The 18,599-nt window shown below is 67.1% G+C and carries 17 protein-coding genes and 1 riboswitch; of the genes, 10 read left to right on the forward strand and 7 right to left on the reverse strand.

What is annotated here, in order from left to right:
- Positions 1–34 precede the first annotated feature (34 nt).
- Entirely contained in the window at positions 35–916 is an 882-nt protein-coding gene (locus tag ACI1US_RS03730) for a bifunctional methylenetetrahydrofolate dehydrogenase/methenyltetrahydrofolate cyclohydrolase (protein ID WP_416550068.1), read from the reverse strand.
- Between the two features lie 94 nt (positions 917–1,010).
- Positions 1,011–2,294 (reverse strand): serine hydroxymethyltransferase, encoded by a 1,284-nt coding sequence (gene glyA, locus ACI1US_RS03735; protein WP_416550067.1) that lies wholly within the window; start codon positions 2,292–2,294, stop codon positions 1,011–1,013.
- 29 nt (positions 2,295–2,323) lie between these two features.
- Positions 2,324–2,403, reverse strand: a riboswitch (ZMP/ZTP riboswitch).
- Between the two features lie 46 nt (positions 2,404–2,449).
- Here glyA and purU point away from each other — a divergent pair.
- Together purU and ACI1US_RS03745 are read left to right on the forward strand one after the other, a co-directional pair.
- Positions 2,450–3,334, forward strand: a complete 885-nt coding sequence (purU, locus tag ACI1US_RS03740; RefSeq protein WP_416550066.1) for a formyltetrahydrofolate deformylase — start codon at positions 2,450–2,452, stop codon at positions 3,332–3,334.
- A gap of 603 nt (positions 3,335–3,937) precedes the next feature.
- A complete protein-coding gene (locus tag ACI1US_RS03745) occupies positions 3,938–4,696 on the forward strand; it encodes a hypothetical protein (protein ID WP_461638269.1) in 759 nt (252 codons plus the stop codon).
- Here ACI1US_RS03745 and ACI1US_RS03750 read toward each other — a convergent pair.
- On the reverse strand, positions 4,693–5,442 hold the full coding sequence (locus ACI1US_RS03750; RefSeq protein ID WP_461638271.1) for a TetR/AcrR family transcriptional regulator: 750 nt from the start codon (positions 5,440–5,442) through the stop codon (positions 4,693–4,695). The genes ACI1US_RS03745 and ACI1US_RS03750 overlap by 4 nt on opposite strands.
- A gap of 155 nt (positions 5,443–5,597) precedes the next feature.
- On the opposite strand from ACI1US_RS03750, the gene ACI1US_RS03755 reads away from it, so the two are divergent.
- Together ACI1US_RS03755 and ACI1US_RS03760 are read left to right on the forward strand one after the other, a co-directional pair.
- A complete protein-coding gene (locus tag ACI1US_RS03755) occupies positions 5,598–7,214 on the forward strand; it encodes an amidohydrolase (RefSeq protein WP_461638273.1) in 1,617 nt (538 codons plus the stop codon).
- An 84-nt stretch (positions 7,215–7,298) separates the two neighbouring features.
- Positions 7,299–8,693 carry an APC family permease gene (locus ACI1US_RS03760; protein ID WP_416550065.1) on the forward strand — a complete coding sequence of 465 codons (1,395 nt, stop codon included), beginning with the start codon at positions 7,299–7,301 and terminating at the stop codon, positions 8,691–8,693.
- 38 nt (positions 8,694–8,731) lie between these two features.
- On the opposite strand, the gene ACI1US_RS03765 is transcribed toward ACI1US_RS03760, so the two are convergent.
- On the reverse strand, positions 8,732–9,616 hold the full coding sequence (locus ACI1US_RS03765) for a biotin--[acetyl-CoA-carboxylase] ligase (RefSeq protein WP_416550063.1): 885 nt from the start codon (positions 9,614–9,616) through the stop codon (positions 8,732–8,734).
- A 109-nt stretch (positions 9,617–9,725) separates the two neighbouring features.
- On the opposite strand from ACI1US_RS03765, the gene ACI1US_RS03770 reads away from it, so the two are divergent.
- The 3 genes from ACI1US_RS03770 to ACI1US_RS03780 are packed head-to-tail and all read left to right on the forward strand — an operon-like array spanning position 9,726 to position 12,383.
- Positions 9,726–11,330 carry an acyl-CoA carboxylase subunit beta gene (locus tag ACI1US_RS03770; protein WP_416550062.1) on the forward strand — a complete coding sequence of 535 codons (1,605 nt, stop codon included), beginning with the start codon at positions 9,726–9,728 and terminating at the stop codon, positions 11,328–11,330.
- On the forward strand, positions 11,327–11,662 hold the full coding sequence (locus ACI1US_RS03775; protein WP_416550061.1) for a hypothetical protein: 336 nt from the start codon (positions 11,327–11,329) through the stop codon (positions 11,660–11,662). The genes ACI1US_RS03770 and ACI1US_RS03775 overlap by 4 nt, the downstream gene beginning before the upstream one ends.
- 31 nt (positions 11,663–11,693) lie before the next feature.
- The gene (locus ACI1US_RS03780; protein WP_416550060.1) at positions 11,694–12,383 is read left to right on the forward strand and encodes an NUDIX hydrolase; all 690 of its coding nucleotides are present in this window, start codon (positions 11,694–11,696) and stop codon (positions 12,381–12,383) included.
- Positions 12,384–12,778: 395 nt separating this feature from the next.
- Here ACI1US_RS03780 and ACI1US_RS03785 read toward each other — a convergent pair whose 3' ends face one another.
- Positions 12,779–14,401 carry a deoxyguanosinetriphosphate triphosphohydrolase family protein gene (locus tag ACI1US_RS03785; RefSeq protein ID WP_461638277.1) on the reverse strand — a complete coding sequence of 541 codons (1,623 nt, stop codon included), beginning with the start codon at positions 14,399–14,401 and terminating at the stop codon, positions 12,779–12,781.
- 45 nt (positions 14,402–14,446) lie between these two features.
- Here ACI1US_RS03785 and ACI1US_RS03790 point away from each other — a divergent pair, with 45 nt between their 5' ends.
- From ACI1US_RS03790 to ACI1US_RS03800, 3 genes are all read left to right on the forward strand, one after another.
- Positions 14,447–14,989, forward strand: a complete 543-nt coding sequence (locus ACI1US_RS03790) for a GNAT family N-acetyltransferase (RefSeq protein WP_461638279.1) — start codon at positions 14,447–14,449, stop codon at positions 14,987–14,989.
- A gap of 21 nt (positions 14,990–15,010) precedes the next feature.
- Positions 15,011–15,589, forward strand: a complete 579-nt coding sequence (locus tag ACI1US_RS03795; protein WP_461638281.1) for a hypothetical protein — start codon at positions 15,011–15,013, stop codon at positions 15,587–15,589.
- Positions 15,590–15,685: 96 nt separating this feature from the next.
- Positions 15,686–16,636, forward strand: coding sequence for a diacylglycerol/lipid kinase family protein (locus tag ACI1US_RS03800; protein ID WP_461638283.1), 951 nt, complete (start codon positions 15,686–15,688; stop codon positions 16,634–16,636).
- 25 nt (positions 16,637–16,661) lie between these two features.
- On the opposite strand, the gene ACI1US_RS03805 is transcribed toward ACI1US_RS03800, so the two are convergent.
- Both ACI1US_RS03805 and ACI1US_RS03810 read right to left on the reverse strand, forming a co-directional pair.
- Entirely contained in the window at positions 16,662–17,357 is a 696-nt protein-coding gene (locus ACI1US_RS03805) for a response regulator (RefSeq protein ID WP_461638285.1), read from the reverse strand.
- Positions 17,354–18,556: a histidine kinase gene (locus ACI1US_RS03810; RefSeq protein WP_461638287.1), complete on the reverse strand. Its 1,203-nt coding sequence runs from the start codon at positions 18,554–18,556 to the stop codon at positions 17,354–17,356. Before ACI1US_RS03810 ends, ACI1US_RS03805 begins: the two co-directional genes overlap by 4 nt.
- Positions 18,557–18,599 lie beyond the last annotated feature (43 nt).

Below are 18,599 nucleotides of genomic sequence, written 5' to 3' on the forward strand. Positions count from 1 at the left end.
GTCCCCCTCAGCGTGCTTGCGCACGAGTCAACACTCAGCCGAGCTGGCGCTCCGCCATCTCGACGACGTTCTTGAGCAGGAGCGCGCGAGTCATCGGGCCGACACCGCCCGGGTTCGGCGAGATCCACCCGGCGACCTGCGCGACGGCAGGATCGACGTCGCCCACGACCCGGCTCTTGCCGGTCTCGGGATCGACCTTCCGTGAGACTCCGACGTCGAGCACGATCGCGCCCGGCTTCACGTCTTCAGCGCGCACGATGCCCTCGACACCCGCGGCGGCGACGATGACGTCTGCCTGGCGCAGTTCCGCGCCCAGATCCACCGTGCCCGTGTGCGTGAGCACGACGGTCGCGTTGTACTCACGGCGCGTAAGCAGCGGCCCGATCGGGCGGCCAACGGTCACCCCGCGACCAATTACGACGACCCGCTTGCCCGCCCACGAGAGGCCGTTGCGCTCGACAAGCTCGATCACGCCGCGCGGCGTGCATGGCAGCGGCGAGCTGATCTCGGTGTTCGCGTTGAGCACGAGCCGCCCGAGGTTCGTCGGGTGGAGCCCGTCTGCATCCTTGTCAGGATCGATGCGCTCGAGGATGCGGTCGGTATCGATGTGCTTCGGCAGCGGCAGCTGCACGATGTAGCCGGTGCAGCTGTCGTCGGCGTTGAGCTCGTCGAGCACGGCCTCGAGCTCATCCTGGGTGACGGTCTCGGGCAGTTCGCGCTTGATCGACGCGATGCCAACCTCTGCGCAGTCGCGGTGCTTGCCCGCGACGTACCACTGCGATCCGGGATCCTCGCCCACGAGGACGGTCGCGAGCCCGGGCACGACGCCGCGGCCAGCCAGCTGGGCGACACGCTCGGTGAGTTCTTGTTTGATGGCGGCCGCCGCGGCGGTTCCGTCAAGCTTCTGTGCGGTCATGTGTACTCCTTGAAGTGCTTTGGGGGGCCACAAAGTCAGCCGGGGCGCGGAGGAGAGTTCCTCACGCGCCCCGAACAGACTCAGTACCTACTGGTTACCAGGTCTCCAGGCCCGGGTAGAGCGGGAACGCCTCGGTGAGCTTGGCGACGCGGGCACGCAGCTCGTCGACGTTGCCGGTCTCGGTGAGGGTCAGCGCAATGATGTCGGCTACCTCTGCGAACTCGGTGTCGCCGAAGCCGCGGGTCGCGAGCGCCGGGGTACCAATGCGCAGGCCGCTGGTGACCATCGGCGGGCGCGGGTCCCAGGGCACAGCGTTGCGGTTCACCGTGATGTCAACGGCGTGCAGCGCGTCCTCGGCCTGCTGGCCGTCGAGCTTCGAGTTGCGGAGGTCGGCGAGCACGAGGTGCACGTCGGTGCCGCCCGTGAGGACGTCGACGCCCGCGGCCTTCGCCGCATCGCTCGTGAGCGCCTCGGCGACAAGCTTCGCGCCCGAGAGGGTGCGCTGCTGGCGCTCCTTGAACTCGTCAGAGGCCGCGAGCTTGAACGCGGTCGCCTTCGCGGCGATCACGTGCATGAGCGGGCCGCCCTGCTGGCCGGGGAACACGGCCGAGTTGAGCTTCTTGTGCAGCTCGAGGTCGTTCGTGAGGATGAAGCCCGAGCGGGGGCCGCCAATGGTCTTGTGCACGGTCGACGAGGTGACGTGCGCGTGGGGCACCGGGTTGGGGTGCAGGCCCGCAGCCACGAGACCGGCGAAGTGCGCCATGTCGACCCAGAGGATCGCGCCAACCTCGTCGGCGATCGCGCGGAATGCAGCGAAATCGAGCGTGCGCGGGTACGCCGACCAGCCGGCGATGATCACCTTCGGCTTGTGCTCGAGCGCCTTCTGACGCACGACGTCCATGTCGATGAGGAAGGTCTCGGGGTCGAGGCCGTACGACACGATGTCGTAGAGCTTGCCCGAGAAGTTGAGCTTCATGCCGTGCGTGAGGTGGCCGCCGTGCGCAAGCTCGAGGCCGAGGATCTTGTCGCCAGGCTCAGCGATCGCGGCGAGCACCGCGGCGTTCGCCTGCGCGCCCGAGTGGGGCTGGACGTTCGCGTACGCGGCACCAAACAGGCTCTTCGCGCGGTCGCGTGCGAGATCCTCAGCGATGTCGACGTACTCGCAGCCACCGTAGTAGCGACGGCCCGGGTAGCCCTCTGCGTACTTGTTGGTGAGCACGGAGCCCTGCGACTCGAGTACGGCACGCGGTACGAAGTTCTCGCTCGCGATCATCTCGAGCGTGGCGCGCTGGCGGCCGAGCTCGCCCTTAAGAACCTCAGCGATCTCGGGGTCGACGACCTCGAGTGGCTCGTTGAAGAATGCTGACTGGTTGGACACGTGAGTCTCCCTTGTGTGATGTTTCCAGGATGTGTGGCCCAGGCGAGCGGCCGTTCAAAGATGTCGCTCCCCGATGGTTTCCATCTGCACGCCAGTCACGACGCTGCAATCCTAGCAGCGACACCCACCCGCTTGTGTGGCCTAGAATTGGCCGGATGAACACGTTCGTCGCCGATACGCCCGGCTCCCAGTGGGTACTCACTCTCTCCTGCATCGATGGACCGGGCATTGTCCATGCGATCAGCGGCGCGATCGTCGCCGCCGGCGGCAACATTGCCGAGAGCCAGCAGTTCGCGTCAGCCGACACTGGTCGCTTCTTCATGCGCCTCCAGGTCGAGGCAGTCGCGCAGGCCGACACTTTTGGCGAACGATTCCGCAGCTCCCTCGCACCTGTCACCGAGCGCTACAACATGAGCTGGCGGCTTGACCAGGTCGGCCGCCCCGTGCGCACGCTCTTGCTCGGCTCGACCGCGACGCACTGCGTGAACGACCTGCTGTACCGCAAGCGTGCGGGCCAGCTCCCCATCGAGGTGCCACTCGTGCTCTCGAACCACGAAACAATGCGCGACATTGCTGAGTTCTACGGGGTCGCTTTTGAGCACCGCCCCGTTACCGACGCCGCGGAGAAGGCGGCCTTCGAGGCCCGCGTGCTCGAGGCAGTTGAAGAGCACGACATCGAGCTCGTCGTGCTGGCGCGCTACATGCAGATCCTCTCCCCCGAGCTCTGCGAGGCGCTCGCTGGGCGCGCGATCAACATTCACCACTCGTTCCTCCCCGGGTTCAAGGGCGCAAACCCCTACAAGCAGGCACACCAGCGCGGCGTGAAGCTCATCGGGGCGACGGCTCACTTCGTCACGACCGATCTTGACGAGGGCCCGATCATCGAGCAGGACACGACGCGGGTGGATCACTCCTACTCGCCCCGCGAGCTCGTGCAGCTCGGGCAGGACATTGAGTCGCGGGTGCTGCGGCACGCCGTCGGCTGGTTCGCCGAGAACCGGGTGCTGCAAGACGGGGATCGCACGATCATCTTCCGGTAGCGGCAGAGGGGAGCTTTCCCCACAACGCCCCTGGCAATCGCGATCCGCGGGGTTTTCCACAGAACCCACAGCGCCGTAAGCTACACCTGTCATGTACCGTTGGGTTACCCATATTCGGAGCGACTCCCGGAGGTACCCCATGGAATGGCTGTCAGTGATGTTGCTTACATTGCTCCTCCCCGGCACTCTCGACCTCGTCGTATGGGGCGCAGGGGACACGAAGACCCACATAGTCAGCATCGGCGTCTCCGAACGCCGCTGGAGGGTCGCTGCGGCCGCTCGCAAGAATGCCTCACTCGAAGGAGAAATCGCCCGCCGTGCGGAGGCTGTTGAGCGGGATGCGAAACATCGGGAAGCTGAGCCGAGCCGCACATAAGCCGTCGGGGATCAACCGCTATCCACAGCGAAGAAGCTCAGGCACTCTCCTCCAATCTCTCCACATTTGCAGCCCTCGCCCCCAACTCTCCGACGCCGAGACGTACCGTTGGCCCAACGCGAAATCTCCCCACTGCACAGGAGGCCACCTTGGACTTACTCTCCCAAATTCCGCTAGCCACAGTCGGCATCTCGCTCGCCGGCCTCATCATCACTTTGCACGCCGTAATGTCGAAGAGCCTCACTACCGAATTCAAAAGAATCGACGCACACCTCAGTGCGCACACCAAGAAATTCGAAGCAATTGACACACGCTTCGATACCGTCGACCAGCGATTCAACGCCGTCGACAGGCGATTCGACACCGTGGACAGGCGATTCGACACCGTGGACAGGCGTTTCGACGCGGTCGACAAGCGATTCAACGCTGTCGACAGGCGATTCGACACCATCGACCGACGATTCAACACGGTCGACAGACGATTCAACGCGATCGACAAACGATTCGACTCGGTTGGCAAACGATTCGAGAGCGTCGAAACAAGACTCGGAGCACGAATGGACCACAACGAAGCCAAACTCACCACGCAAATCGACCGGGTCGACAGCAAGCTCAACTCACGTTTCGATCGACTCGACACCACGCTCAACTCCCGCATCGACCAACTCGACACCACGCTCAACTCCCGCATCGATCATCTCGACACCACGCTCAACTCCCGCATCGACCAACTCGACACCACATTCAGCTCCCGCATCGATCAACTCGACACCAAACTCAGCTCTCGCATCGATCGGCTCGACGATCGGCTCTTCCGACTCATGTCGGTCTTTGTCCCCTGGGCCACGCCGCACGAAGAACCCACAGAGCGCGATACGCGCAGGCAAGACGGGCACCCGTCGCCAGGCAAACGGCCAGAGCGCACCCGGCGCGAACTCACCGATACTCAGGATCCGGGTATCGTCCCCAACGGGTCTCCGGCCTAACCCACCGGCCGCACCCCACTGGGTGAGTTGGTCAGTTTCACGTGCCGCGCGCGCAAGCCGTCGAGCATTGCGCCGAGGCCAATATCGAAGGCAATATCAGTCGGGCGCTGCTGATCTGTCCGGGCCCGTGCAGCCGCATACGCCGCGCTGAACGTCGGGGCTTCGGGGTCGTCGCCGGGGTCGAGCATGTTATCCGGAGCGGTGTGATCGAGCGCAGCGCCCAAAATCAAGCTCTCAATCGCGATGACCGTCACCAACACCTCATCCTCGGGCCAACCAGCGGCCACCAGCCCGCGGCACACCACTTCATACATCTGGCTCGTGCGCGTTCCCGTCGCGATCGGCAGCACGCCAAGGAGCGCGATCGTCGGCGGATGCGCAGCGAAGGCGTTCCGGTACGAGCGCGCCCAGCGCTCGAGCGCCGCGTCCCAGGAGAGTTCGGCGAAGCCCGACACATCGATACGGTCGCTGACAAGCTCTCGGATACCAGAAATCAGGTCGTCCTGCCCCTGAATGTGGTTGTACAGCGCAGACGGCCGCACCCCCAGCTCGCGCGCTATGTCACGTAGGCTCGCGCCAGACTCACCGCGCTCGTCGAGCAGCCTGAGCGCCGTCTCAAGGATGAGCCCGCGCGTGAGCACGGCCGTAGTGGGCCGCCCCGATCGTCGGGCCGTTGTCTCCTCGTTCACCGCCATGGTGCGCCACTTTCTCTCCGAGCGGTCGACGCGGCCTCGTTCCCGCCGCATCGGTTTCTCTCTCAGCAGAGGCTACCGGAGGACGCCGTCCGTGCCACACCACCCCTGCGACTCGCGTTCTCAGCCCGAGTGGGCCTACAATAACGAACACTGTTCATTAAATGGGGGAACCCTGCACCGGCATCGAGGCCGGAGAAGGAGCGAGCATGACACTCACGGTGTTCACTGGTGGAAGCATCATCCTCGAGGCCGAGCGCGAGGGCCGCACGCACACGAGCGACGCAATCGCGTTTCGCGGCGATCGCGTCGTTGCCCTGGGCCCCGACGCAGTAGCGCTCGCCGAACAGGCCGGGGCCACCGTCGTGGATCTCGCGGGCGGAACGCTCGTGCCCGGCATCGGCGAGGGCCACGCCCACCCCGTGCTCGGCGGGCTCGAGGCCGCGGGCCCCAGCGTCCGCGACGCCGCAGATCTCCAGGGCATCATCGACGCGGTGGCCGAGTGGAAGCGCAAACACCCCGAAGCCGAGTGGATCGTCGGCGCAAGCTACGACGCAACCTTCGCGCCGGGCGGCGTCTTCGACGCCGAGTGGCTCGACGCGGTCACCGGCGACACCCCGACCATCCTGCGTGCGTGGGATTACCACACAGCCTGGGTGAATTCGGCAGCGCTCGCAGCGGGCGGCATCACCGCAGAAACCCCCGATCCACCACTCGGTCGCTACGTGCGGCGCGCAGACGGCACCCCCATCGGCACGCTGCAGGAAGCCGCCGCAAACAACTTCATCGCCGACGTCGTCCCGGCGTTCGCCCTCGCCGACCGGGTCGCCGCAATCGAGTCGTCGACGCGCGACTACGCCGCGCAGGGAACCACCTGGGTGCAGGATGCCTGGGTCGAGCTCAGCGACGTCGACACCTACCTCGCGGCCGCACGCGAGAACCGGTTGCACACCCGCGTCAATCTTGCGTTCCGGGCCGACCCGGCGACCTGGCGCGAGCAGGCCGGCAGCTTCATCGAGCTGCGCGACGAGATCCGCGCGCTTGGGCACGCCAGGCTGAGCGCCGAGACAATCAAGTTCTTCGTCGACGGCGTGATCGAGAGCCGCACCGCCGCCCTCGGCGCCCCGTATGCGGATCGCCCAGAGGAGCGCGGGCTGCCCAACTGGGCAGAGCACGAGATCGCCGAGGCCGCCAAGGCATTCGACGCGGCCGGATTCCAGCTTCACATCCACGCGATCGGCGACGACGCCAACCGGATCGCCCTCGATGCGATCCAGGCGGTGAACGCGGAGAACCCGCCCCGCGAGCGCGCGCACGTCATCGCCCACGTCGCGATGCTCGCACCGGCCGACATTGCCCGGTTCGCCGAACTCGGCGTCATCGCGAACTTCGAGCCGTACTGGGCGCAGTGCGACGCGGTCATGCGTGACCTCACGATCCCGCACATCGGGCACGACCGTGAGGGCTGGCAGTACCTCATCGGCTCGGTGCTCCGCTCCGGCGCGACCGTGTCGTTCGGCAGCGACTGGCCCGTCACGACGAAAGACTGGCGGCCCGCGTTCGCGACGGCCGTCACCCGGCACAGCCACCTCGAGCCCGAGGCGGATTCCTGGCTCCCCGACGAGCGCGTGAGCGCCGGCGCGGCACTCTCCGCCTACACGCTCGCCACCGCCCAGCAGGCGCTCGCGCCCGAACGCGGCACACTCAACGTCGGCATGATCGCGGACGCCGTCTGGCTCGCCGCCGATCCGCTCACCGTCGACCCGACCGCCGTCCCCGAGATCGAAGTCCGCGGGACCTGGCTCGCCGGCGAACGCACCCACTAACGCTTTACCCCACCCGACCCACTGATTCAAAGGAGAATCGTGTCGAATTCACCCACCCCCACCTCGAACGAGGCACAGCCGCACATGCGGCGAGCGCTCGGACTCACTGGCCTTACGTTCTTCGGCGTGACCTACATGACGGTCATCACGGTGTTCACCACCTACGGCATCGTGAACCAGGTCACCGGGGGCAAGCTCCCCGCCGCCTACATTGTGGCGGTCGTCACGATGCTGTTCACCGCGGCAAGCTACGCGGCCATGGTGCGAAAATATCCGGTCGCCGGTTCCGCGTACACCTACGCCCAGCAGTCGTTCGGTGGTGGGCCCGGCTTCCTCACCGGCTGGGTGATGCTGCTCGACTACCTGTTCATTCCGATGATCAACTTCATGCTCATCGGCATCTATCTGAACACACAGTTCCCCGCAGTCCCAGTGTGGGTGTTCACGCTCGCGGCGCTGCTGCTCGTGCTGCTCTTTAACGTGCTCGGCATCACGCTCGTGAACAAGCTGAACATCGCGATCATCGCGCTCTCCGTGCTGCTCGTCATCGTGTTTGTGGTGCTCGCGTTCAAGCAGTATCTCGGCGGCGATCAATCGGTCGGAGTGCTCGATCCATTCACCTTCGGCGAGGGCGGCATCGGGGCCATCGCCTCGGGCGCAGCGATCCTTGCAATGTCTTTCCTCGGCTTCGATGCTGTCTCCACGCTGTCCGAGGAGGCCAAGAACCCGCGCCGCGACATCCCGCGCGCGATCATGCTCTCGACCCTGGTGGGCGGTTTCTTCTTCATCCTTGTCGCGTGGGCGGGCGCGCTCGCGTTCACCCCCGATTGGGCGTCACTCAGCGACGCGCAGATCGAGGCCGCAGGCACTACGGTGATGGACTCCTTCGGCGCCGACTGGTTTACCGCGCTCTTCGTTGCCGTGTACGTCGCCGGCGCTTTCGGCTCGGGAATGACGGGCCAGGTGTCGGTCTCGCGCATTCTTTACGCGATGGGGCGTGACGGGATGCTCCCGAAGCCCCTGTCAAAGCTGCACCACCGCTTCGGCACCCCCGCCGTCGCGGCCGTCGTCGTGTCGGTGTTCGCGCTCTCGGCGCTCTTCGTTCCGTTCGACACCGTGGCGTTCATGATCAGCTTCGGCGCGCTCGCCGCGTTCGCGATGGTGAATCTCTCGGTGATCCGCAGCTACCTCTTCCCCAAGGGCGGCCGCGCGCGGCCTGCGACGTTCGGAGAGGTCCTCCGGTACGGCGTCGCGCCGGCGATTGGCTTCGCGCTGACGATCTGGCTGTGGACGTCGCTGCAGCCCGTCACCTGGATCGTGGGGCTTGCCTGGCTCATTATCGGTGTCGGGGTGATCGCGATCGTCACCAAGGGATTCCGAAAGCCGGTCCCGAAGATGGACTTCTCGGAGGGCGATCCAACGACGCAACAGATCGACGCGCTCGGCGACGAGTTCCCCCTCGAAGGCAACCGCGGCTAGCCCGCCCGTACTCGTGCCGCTCGCCGGCGACGTGACAGTTACCGCAGGTGCTGCACGTCGCCGGCGTTCACCGTCAGGGTCCCACCGGTCGGCAGATCCACCACGAGCGCGCCGTCGTCAGCGAGCTTGCGCGCGCGCCCGTCCACAATCTTGTCGCCCGGAAGGTGCACGCGCACTTCGGTGCCGACCGTGAGGGAGTGCCTCGCGGCTCGGCTGCGGATCGCTCCGGGCTCGCGCGCCGCCAGCTCTGTGAGCCGCAGCAGCTCTGCCGCCACCCCCGCCACCACGCGGTCGGCGAGCTCCGCTCCGAGCGGGTCGCCAAACGTCTCGGCGTGGCCAACGTCGGCACCGGCGGCGAGCAGCGACGTCGCACGCTCGGTCGGCAGCTCCCACTCAGGGACCAGAAGATTCATGCCCATGCCCACGATAGCGCTGCCGTCGGGGAGGAGTTCACAGAGGATCCCGCAGAGCTTCTTGCCAGGCCGTCCCTCGAGCGCGTCCTCCTCGTCGCGCACGTGTACGTCGTTCGGCCACTTCATGCCGACCCGTAGTGTTTCCGTCTCGTCACGCGCAGCCGCCGCCGCGAACAGCGGTTGAAAGGCGGCGTGCACGGCGGATCCAGCGATGAACGGCAGCCAGCCCGGCCCGAGCTCCCCCCAAGCAGGTGTGGCAGCGAGCCCGTCGCCGTATCCGCGCACGAGCACGGATACGGCGAGCGCACGCCCGGGCAGCACCTCCCACCCGCGAGCGAGCCGACCGCGACCCGCGGTCTGGTTATCGGTGAGCAGCACGGTGCCGTGCGGGAGGGGATCACCCGCGACTGCCGCGGCGGCAGCAAGCTCGCGCAATTCGGCGTTCGTTGAGGGAGACTCATCCCGCCATTCGACACGGGGCTGCTGGGCGCGGGTAAGCCTGAAATCCATGCCTCCGAGCTTACGCCCGCGGCAACATTGTGGGTTTCGGCCAAGGATCCGCAATTCAGTTGGAGGAGTTCTTTAAGAATGGCTCGGGTGCGCGCGCTAGGCTAATCTCGTGACCTCAGAGAACGACACCGCCCCCGAGTATCTCGCGACGACGGCCGGCCGCATCGCAGACCACCGCCTGAAGTACCAAGAGGCAGTCGGCGACCGCGACGCGGCAGCGGCAGCCAAGCAGCATCCGCGCGGCAAAATGACAGCCCGCGAGCGCATCTCCTCGCTGCTCGACCCCGGATCCTTCGTCGAGTTCGACAAGTACGTGAAGCATCGCGCCACCGCGTTTGGCATGGAGAAGAACAAGCCCTTCGGTGACGCAGTCGTCACCGGCGTCGGCACGATCCACGGCCGCCAGGTCGTCGTCTACTCGCAGGACTTCACCACGTTTGGTGGCTCGCTCGGCGAGGCCGCCGGCGAGAAGATTGTCAAGGCGATGGACTTCGCGCTGAAGACCGGCGCGCCCATCATCGGCATGCTCGACTCGGGCGGCGCGCGCATCCAGGAGGGCGTCTTCTCGCTCTCGCAGTACGCGAAGATCTTCAAGCGCAACACCATGTCTTCCGGCGTGATCCCGCAGATCTCGATCGTGATGGGCCCGTCGGCCGGCGGCGCGGTCTACTCGCCCGCACTCACCGACTTCGTCATCATGGTCGACAAGACGAGCAACATGTTCGTCACCGGCCCAGACGTCATCAAGACCGTCACGGGCGAAGAAGTCGGGTTCGAGGAGCTCGGCGGTGCGCTCACCCACAACAAGACGAGCGGCGTCTCGCACTACCTCGCGAGCGACGAGCTCGACGCACTCGACTACGCGCGCACCCTCATCAGCTTCCTCCCCGACAACAACCTCGCCGAGGCGCCGATCTACGACAGCGACACCGCGTACGAGATCACCGAGGCCGATCGTCGCCTGAACACGATCATCCCCGACAGCCAGAACCAGCCCTACGATATGAAGGCCATCATCGAGGCCGTCATCGACGGCGGCGACTTCCTCGAAGTGCAGCCGCTGTTCGCCCCGAACATCCTCATCGGTTTCGGCCGCGTCGAGGGCCGCACCGTCGGCATCGTCGCGAACCAGCCGAACCAGATGGCCGGCACCCTGAACATCGACGCGAGCGAGAAGGCGGCCCGCTTCGTGCGCTTCTGTGATGCGTTCTCGATCCCGATCCTCACCCTCGTCGACGTGCCCGGCTACCTGCCCGGTACCGAGCAGGAGTACCAGGGCGTCATCCGCCGCGGCGCGAAGCTGCTGTTCGCGTACGCCGAGGCGACCGTGCCGCTCGTCACCATCATCACCCGCAAGGCCTACGGTGGCGCGTACATCGTGATGGGCTCGAAGGAGATGGGCGCGGACTTCAACATCGCGTGGCCCACCGCCGAGATCGCCGTCATGGGCGGTGCCGGTGCCGTCAACATCCTGTACCGCAAGGAGATCGCCGCGGCTGAGGCTGCAGGCGAGGACGTCGAAGCGCTGCGTGCGAAGCTCACGGCGAAGTACACGGCCGACGTGACCAGCCCGTTCCTGGCGGCCGAGCGCGGCGAGATCGACAACGTGCTCGAGCCCGCTGGCACCCGCCTCGCGGTGATCAAGGCGCTGCGCGGTCTTCGCGGCAAGCGCGCCGAGCTCCCCGCGAAGAAGCACGGCAACATCCCGCTATGAGCGAGAACACTCCCGTCCAGGCGACCGAGCTCGCCCGCGAACTCGGCTTCTCCGACGAGACGCTCGGCGAACTCCCACCCGACGCCGCCGCCCGTGACGCCGCAAAGCGTGAGGACGCTGGCGACGTTGACGACGCGATCCACGGCGAAGACATCACGTTCGTCACCCGCGGCGTGAGCGACGAGGAGCGTGCTGCAGTAATCGCTGTGCTCACCGCCGCACGCGCCGAGGAGTCACGCCAGGTGAAGCGTGTCGCGCGGCGCGACCGCGAACCGTGGGCGAGGTCGCAGCGCGTGCCAGACGGTTTTGCAGATCTCCTCGCGGACGGCTAGCCGCAAGCGACTTACCGCCTAGGCTGAGGGCATGCCACGTACTGCAGCGGAAGCCCGACAGCAACTCAAAGACGCGGTGGATCGGGGATTCGACATCGAGTTCACCCCACCGTTCCCCGCGACAGACGGGGAGCTGCGGCGATCAGCTGTGCTGATCCTCTTCGGCGCGCTCGATCAGGTGCACGCCGACCCGGCGGCGGGAGGAGCCGTGCCCGCTGAGCTCGATATTCTGCTCACCCGGCGGGCGAACCGGATGCGGCACCACGCCGGTCAGATCGCGTTTCCTGGCGGCGGCGTCGAAGCTGAGGACGCCGACATCACCGTGACGGCGCTGCGCGAGGCTGAGGAAGAGACCGGGCTCGACGCGTCCGGGGTCGAGGTGCTCGGTACGCTTCCGGAGATCCACGTGCCGGTGAGCCGCAACCTCGTCACCCCCGTGATCGGCTGGTGGCAGCGCCCGAGCGAGATAGCCGCGGATCATACGGAGTCTGTCGAGGTGTTTCGGGTACCTGTCGCGGAGATGCTGGATCCTGCCGCGCGCGGCCACTCGGTGCTGCGGCGCGAGGGGTTCACGCACCGCGGGGCGGCGTTCAAGTTGCAGGAGCGCTTCGGCGGGCACACTGTATGGGGTTTCACCGGCATGCTGCTGTCAAGCATCTATGACGGCGTCGGCTGGTCGCTGCCGTGGCAGCCCGGTGCCGACTATGAGGTCGCGGGTTAGTCGCCCTCTCGCCCTCTCCGCGAGTCCGCACGTCCTATTCGCGAGCTGTACAGCCCCGTGTAATCCATTCCACCCCGTTTTCCGGCCTCGCAAGAGTCCGACTGGATGAATGGGGTCGGTGAGGAAGCCGGACAGCCCAACGAGCCCCGCTCTGGCCCACCCAGCCCTGGCCCACCCAGCCTCAGCCCACCCAACCCTGCCCCCACCCAGCCCTGGCCCACCCAGCCTCAGCCCACCGCGTAGCGCTCACTCGCCATGACCTCAGCGAGGTCAGGAGTAATAGACCGTAAATGAGCCATGACTTCGCTGAGGTAATGGCCACTGAGCGCAGGAAGGCTGGATGCGAGTAGAGGTGGAGCAGGCGCTGCGGTCGGACTGCAGGTAGGCGGGTTGCCCTAGCCCGCGCGGGTGAGCAGGTCGAAGGCCGCGACCGCCTGCTGGTCAGTGAACGAGGAGACATAGTCGAGGATCGCGCGGGCCCGGCCCCGGCGGTGGATCCCCGTGCCCGTGATGTCGCCCTGCAGCAGCTCTGGGCGTTCCTGCGAGAGCTCAAAGATCCGCTCGGTCGACTCGTCCACCCACTCGAGCAGCCGGCGAGGCGCCCGCCCCGCATCGGAGGGATCCGACAGCCACGCATCGAAGCCGAGCACCAGCTCCTCGACGACCCTCGCCTGCCCGCGCTGCGAGTGTGCGAGGTCGGGCGTCTCGAGCACGAAGCTCGAGTGCACAAACTTCAGCACAGCGACCTCGTGCCAGGCACGCTGGTTCAGCCGGACGTGGCCGCCACGCATATGCGGTTTCGCATCGACGACGATTGCGGAGCGGAGCCGCTCGATCCACCGCCGCGTAAAGCCCGAGACAGCGCGCTCGCTCGCGATGCCGCCGTCGTAGGGTGTCGAAAGCAGCCCGTCGGCGAGCTCGTCGCTCACGCGCTGCACTGCCGCGCGGAAGGCTTCGCGGTCGGCGATCCAGCCGTCCTTTCGGCTCATGCTGCGCCAGCGCAGCTCGAGCGAGCGGCCCGGCCTGCGCCATTCGGCCCGGATGGCCTCGAGGGGCTCAGCCGCGAGCAGCGCATCCTCGACAAGCCACGTCTGCAGTTCGGCAGAGACTGCCGCATGCTGCAGCACCCCCGCGCGCGTGAAGTCATCGAGGTCGTGCACCGCGTACGCGATGTCGTCGGCGATGTCCATGACGGCGCACTCGACGGTCTGCACCCCCTCACCGATCGCGGGGAACGCGGCAAGGGACGACTCGAGTTCGCCGGCCTCGAGCACGTATGCCGAGAACTTTTCGGCCCCCTTGATGGGGTCGTTGCCGACGCCGCGCGGCCGCTCGGTGACGGGGAGCTCGTCTTCGGTGACGCCGATCCACCGGCCGCGCGTCCACGGGTATTTCAGCACCGAGGATCGCACTGCCGCCGTGAGATTCAGGCCGGGGAAGTCGCGGCCGAGGGTGTCAAGCGAGGTGAGGATGCGGAAGGTTTGCGCGTTCCCCTCAAAGCCCTCCGCGAGCCCGAGCCGCTCGCGGGCGACTCGGTCGAGCACGCGCTCGCCGAGGTGCCCGAACGGCGGGTGGCCGAGATCGTGGGCGTGGGCTGCCGCCTGCGCGACGATCGTGTCGCAGCCGCCGAGTCGGGCGATCGTCGCTCCGGTTTCGTCGTCGTGCGACGCTTCTCCCCGCGCGAAGGCCTCGTGCTGGGCGGCGGCACCCGCGAGGTTTGCGGCGACGACGCGGGCGACCGCGCTCACCTTCAACGAGTGCGTGAGCCGGTTGTGCATGACCGGGCCGACGCCCGACTGCGGCACGACCTGGGTGACGTCGGAGAGGCGGGCGAAGTACGAGGAGAAGCGGATCCGCTCGAGGTCGATGCGGAACTCCTCGAGGGCTGAGCTGTCTCCGAGATCTCCTGATCCGCCCGGCACCTCGGGCGGCTCGGCGGCGAGCGCCGCGTGCTGCGAGGACTCCTGCTCCGCGTATCGTCTGGTCTCGCGGTTCACGGGGATCGCCTGCTCAGTCATGCCCCTCATTCAACCACTCAGGCGACCCCCGTTTAGCATTAAGCTATGACTTTTGCCCCCATCCGCACGGAACGACTCGAGCTGCGCCTCCTCACAGACGCCGACAGGGAGTGGCTGGTGAGCGTGTATTCGCAGCCGGAGGTCGGCAGGTTCATCCCCGCGGGTCCGTGGACGGCTGACATCTCGGAGGCCGAGATTTCGAAGCGGATGAACCGTCGCGGCTTTGACACGGAACAGGGTGCCGTCTCGCTCATGGTGCTGCACGAGGGTGAGCGCGTCGCCGAGGTGATGTGCTGGTTCACCGACCGCGACCACCGGGTCGCGGAGATTGGCTGGGCGGGGGACCCAGCGCACGCGGGTCAGGGCTTCGTGACCGAGGCCGCCACCGCGCTCCTCGACTACGTATTTTCCGAGGTGCGGATGCACCGGGTGGCTGCGATCATCGACCCGCGCAACGTGCCGTCGATGCGGGTCGCGGAGCGGATCGGTATGCGACTGGAGGGGCATCTGCGTGAGGCCGAGTGGATGCGTGGCGAGTGGTGCGACACGCTTATCTACGGCAAACTCGCAAGCGACCAGAATGTCTGAGGTCGCGCCTACACTGATGCCATGAGCAGCAGCGGTGGCGTAGGTAATCAAACTCGCGGTGAGCGCGTGCCGGCGATTGAACGCGCGACGGGCCGTCCGTGGGACGAGTGGGTCGCGGTGTTCACCGCGCACGGTGCCCGATCGCTGAGTCATGCCGAGATCGCCAAGCTCGCACTCTCGACGATGCCGCACGGCGTTGAGAACGAGGAGTGGTGGGCGCAGGGCGTCGCGATCGCCTACGAGCAGCACGTCGGGCTGCGCGTGCCCGGCCAGTCCTCGACCGGGTCGTTCAGGGTGAGCGCGAGTCGCACGATCGCTCTCGACCGCGACGCCGCCCTTGAAGCGTGGGTCGTGGCGCACGGGGCGACGGCAACGCACCTCGGGCACACCGTCACCGATCGCCGGAGCTCGCGCACCGAGAAGCGGTCGTTTTGGCGCTTCAATCTCGCGGAGGCGGGCAAGGTCGAGGTCGCTGCGACCATCGCGAAAGACCCGGCGAAGGCGATCATCACGATCAGTCAAGACGGGCTTTCCGACGGGGAACTCATCGAGGCGTGGCGTGCGCACTGGAAGGGGCAGCTCGCGGGCCTGTCAGGCTGATCCCCTGATTTTCAGCCGGTCACCAGCGGGGCTCGCAATCATAGAGATACGAACGACTCGTGACAGCGCGAGCCGTGTCACCCCAGGGGGAACACCGTGAACCAAACCGTCGGACTCGTATGGAACCCATCGAAGATCGAGGAGGCCGAGCTGCGGCAGGCGGTTGATGCCGCGCTCACCGAAGCCGCCAGTGACGCCCAAGTCCGCTGGTTCGAGACGACGAAGGAAGACCCGGGGCAGGGGGCAGCCGCCGCCGCTCTCGCGGACGGCTGCGACATCGTCGTTGCCGCGGGTGGCGACGGCACCGTGCGGGCCGTCGCTGAGGCGCTCGGTGGTTCTGGATCGCCCGCAGCAGATCTCGGCATCGTGCCGCTCGGCACCGGCAACCTGCTCGCCCGCAACCTCGATGTGCCGCTCGGCGATATCAAGGCAGCTTTTACGCGCGTGCTCACTGAACAGCCACGACCGCTCGACCTCGGGTCTGCGCGGCTCAGCTTCGCCGACGGTTCCCAGGCCGACCACGCCTTCGTCGTGATGGTCGGTTTCGGCATCGACGCCCACATGATCGTTGAGACCGACGACGACCTCAAGGCGAAGGCTGGCTGGCTCGCGTACGTCGAGTCGCTGGGACGCGCGGCCGCAGAGACCGAGGTCGTCGAGTTCTCGCTCACCCTCGATGACGGCGAGGCCGTCCCCGAGCAGGCGCACACGCTACTCATCGCGAACTGCGGCACGATTCAGGGCGGCATGACGCTGCTCCCCGACGCGCAGCCAGACGACGGCGAGCTCGACCTGCTCGTGCTCCGCGCCGACGGTGCCGCAGCCTGGCTCGACACGATGCGCAACCTGGTGTGGGACAACGGTCTGAAGCGGATCCTCACCGGCGCTGACCGTGCCGAGAGCTCGGAAAGCACCGAGCACCTCCGAGCGCGATCAGTGCGCGCGGAGCTGCCTCAGCCCCACGCGTTTGAGGTCGACGGCGACGACTTCGCCGATGTCACGGCGTTCGAGGTGCGAATCCTGCCGGCGGCTCTCCGGGTCAGGTAACCACGCGAGCGCGCGCCTGGATCGGCTACAACACCGCCGAACCGAGCGCCGCGAGCTGCACCCGCGAGGCCGCGCCACTCTTCGCGTAGAGCGCACCCACGTGGGTCTTCGCGGTCGTGAGCCCGATGTGGAGGGTGTCAGCAATCTGCTGGTTCGTGAGTCCGTCAACGAGCAGCGCGAGCACCTCTCGTTCACGCGGCGTGAGGTTGGTGAGACCGGCTGCGCCGGCACAGCCCGCGCCCGGATCCCCCGGGATACCTGTGGCCCCCGAGACACCCCCTGGCACCGCACGCTGGGCAGCCGCAAAGCCCGCGATCACCGAACCGGCGATTGCGGGATCGAGCACGTGCCGGTCAGCCGCGACGTGCCGCACCGCGTCGATGAGGTCACTGCCGCTCGTTGACTTCAACAGGTACCCGTGGGCGCCCGCGGCGAGCGCGCTCGCGATGAGTTCACCCGAGTCGTAGGTGGTGAGCACGAGCACGCGGGTGGCGGTCTCAGCGGTGATCCGTTCGGTGGCCCAGACGCCGTCGGTGCCCGGCATGCGAAGATCGACAAGCGCGACGTCTGGCTGTTCGCGGTGGCACGCGGCGAGCGCGTCGAAACCGTTTTCGGCCTCGGCGACGACCTCGATGTCGTCGCTCGCCTGCAGGATCGCAGCGACCCCGCCGCGCACGGCCTCGTGGTCGTCGGCGATGAGCACTCTGGTTGGGGTGGTCATGTCGTACTCCTGCCCGTGGGGTCGTGCAGCGGGAGTGTCAGCGTCGCCCGCCACCCGGTCGGTGTTTCTCGCGAATCGAGTTCGCCGCCGAGGCTCGTGAGCAGCACCCCGGTCCCCGCGACGCCGAGCCCGCCGCCCGGGCGCTCCGGCGCGCTGTCGGCGCTCACGGCGTTCATGAGGGTGACCCGGAGCTGCTGAACGTCGTCGCGCTCCGCGGAGACGGCGAGGTCACCGATGCCGTGCTGGGCGGCGTTCGCGACGAGCTCTTGGAGCACACGTACCACGATCGTCGCACGCGAGGCCTGCGCGTGCGAGAGCGCCTCGCCGATGCGCGCCGCCGCACCGTCGTGCCAGCGGATCGCCCTGCCGGCCGGCATGAGCTGCCCGAGCTGCTGCAGTGCTTCGGTGACGCGCACCGGCTCGCGTCCGTCAGTCCCGTCGACGACGGTGAGCACGGAGATGAGGCCGCGCAGCTCACGGTGCGCGCGCTCGGTGCCGAGTTTGGCCCGGTCGAGGCTCAGGGTGAGCGGCCCGTGATCGTTCCCAAGTTTCGCCGATTGCAGCTTTGCAGCCTCGATGTGGAGTCCCGCGACCGCGATCTGGTTCGCGACGAGGTCGTGCAGATCATGGGCGATGCGGGTGCGCAGCTCACGGTTCTCGTCGGCGTGCCGCGCGGCGAGCTCGGTGCGGGTTCTCGCGCGTTCTGCGCGCACGTTCCAGCCCCACAGTCCAGAAACCAGCACGATGAGCGCCCACTGCACGAGCAACACCGCCAGGCCGGGGTCGCGCGGCACGATTCCAAACAGCGCGAGCACGAGCCCAAGGCCGGCGATACCGGCTACGCGGGTGAGGATCCGCACCCCGCGTTCGCTGCCGTACTTGATCGCCGCGTAGACGAGATCGGTGAATATCAATACGACGCCGAGGCTCGCCCCCATGAGGGTGTCGACGATCGCAATAACCGCCCCGAGTGCGAGGCCGAGGAACGGCCGCCGAGTACGCAGCAGCACGAGCGGGGCGATTGCGCCGAGCGTCACGAGGAACGCCCACGGCGGGGCACCGAACAGCGCGACGAGCTGCCAGAGCCCGCGAACACCAAACGCCCAGAGCACGACACCGAGGCCGAGCCAGAACAGCGCGATCAGCGTGTTCCGCCGGGCGGGCTGCGCCCGCAGTCTCACCCACCAGTCAGTGTCCATGTTCCCATCCTCCCGCACCTGTGCCCAGCAAGATCTCATCCGA

Source organism: Leucobacter sp. BZR 635 (assembly GCF_048061935.2).
Lineage (GTDB): Bacteria > Actinomycetota > Actinomycetes > Actinomycetales > Microbacteriaceae > Leucobacter.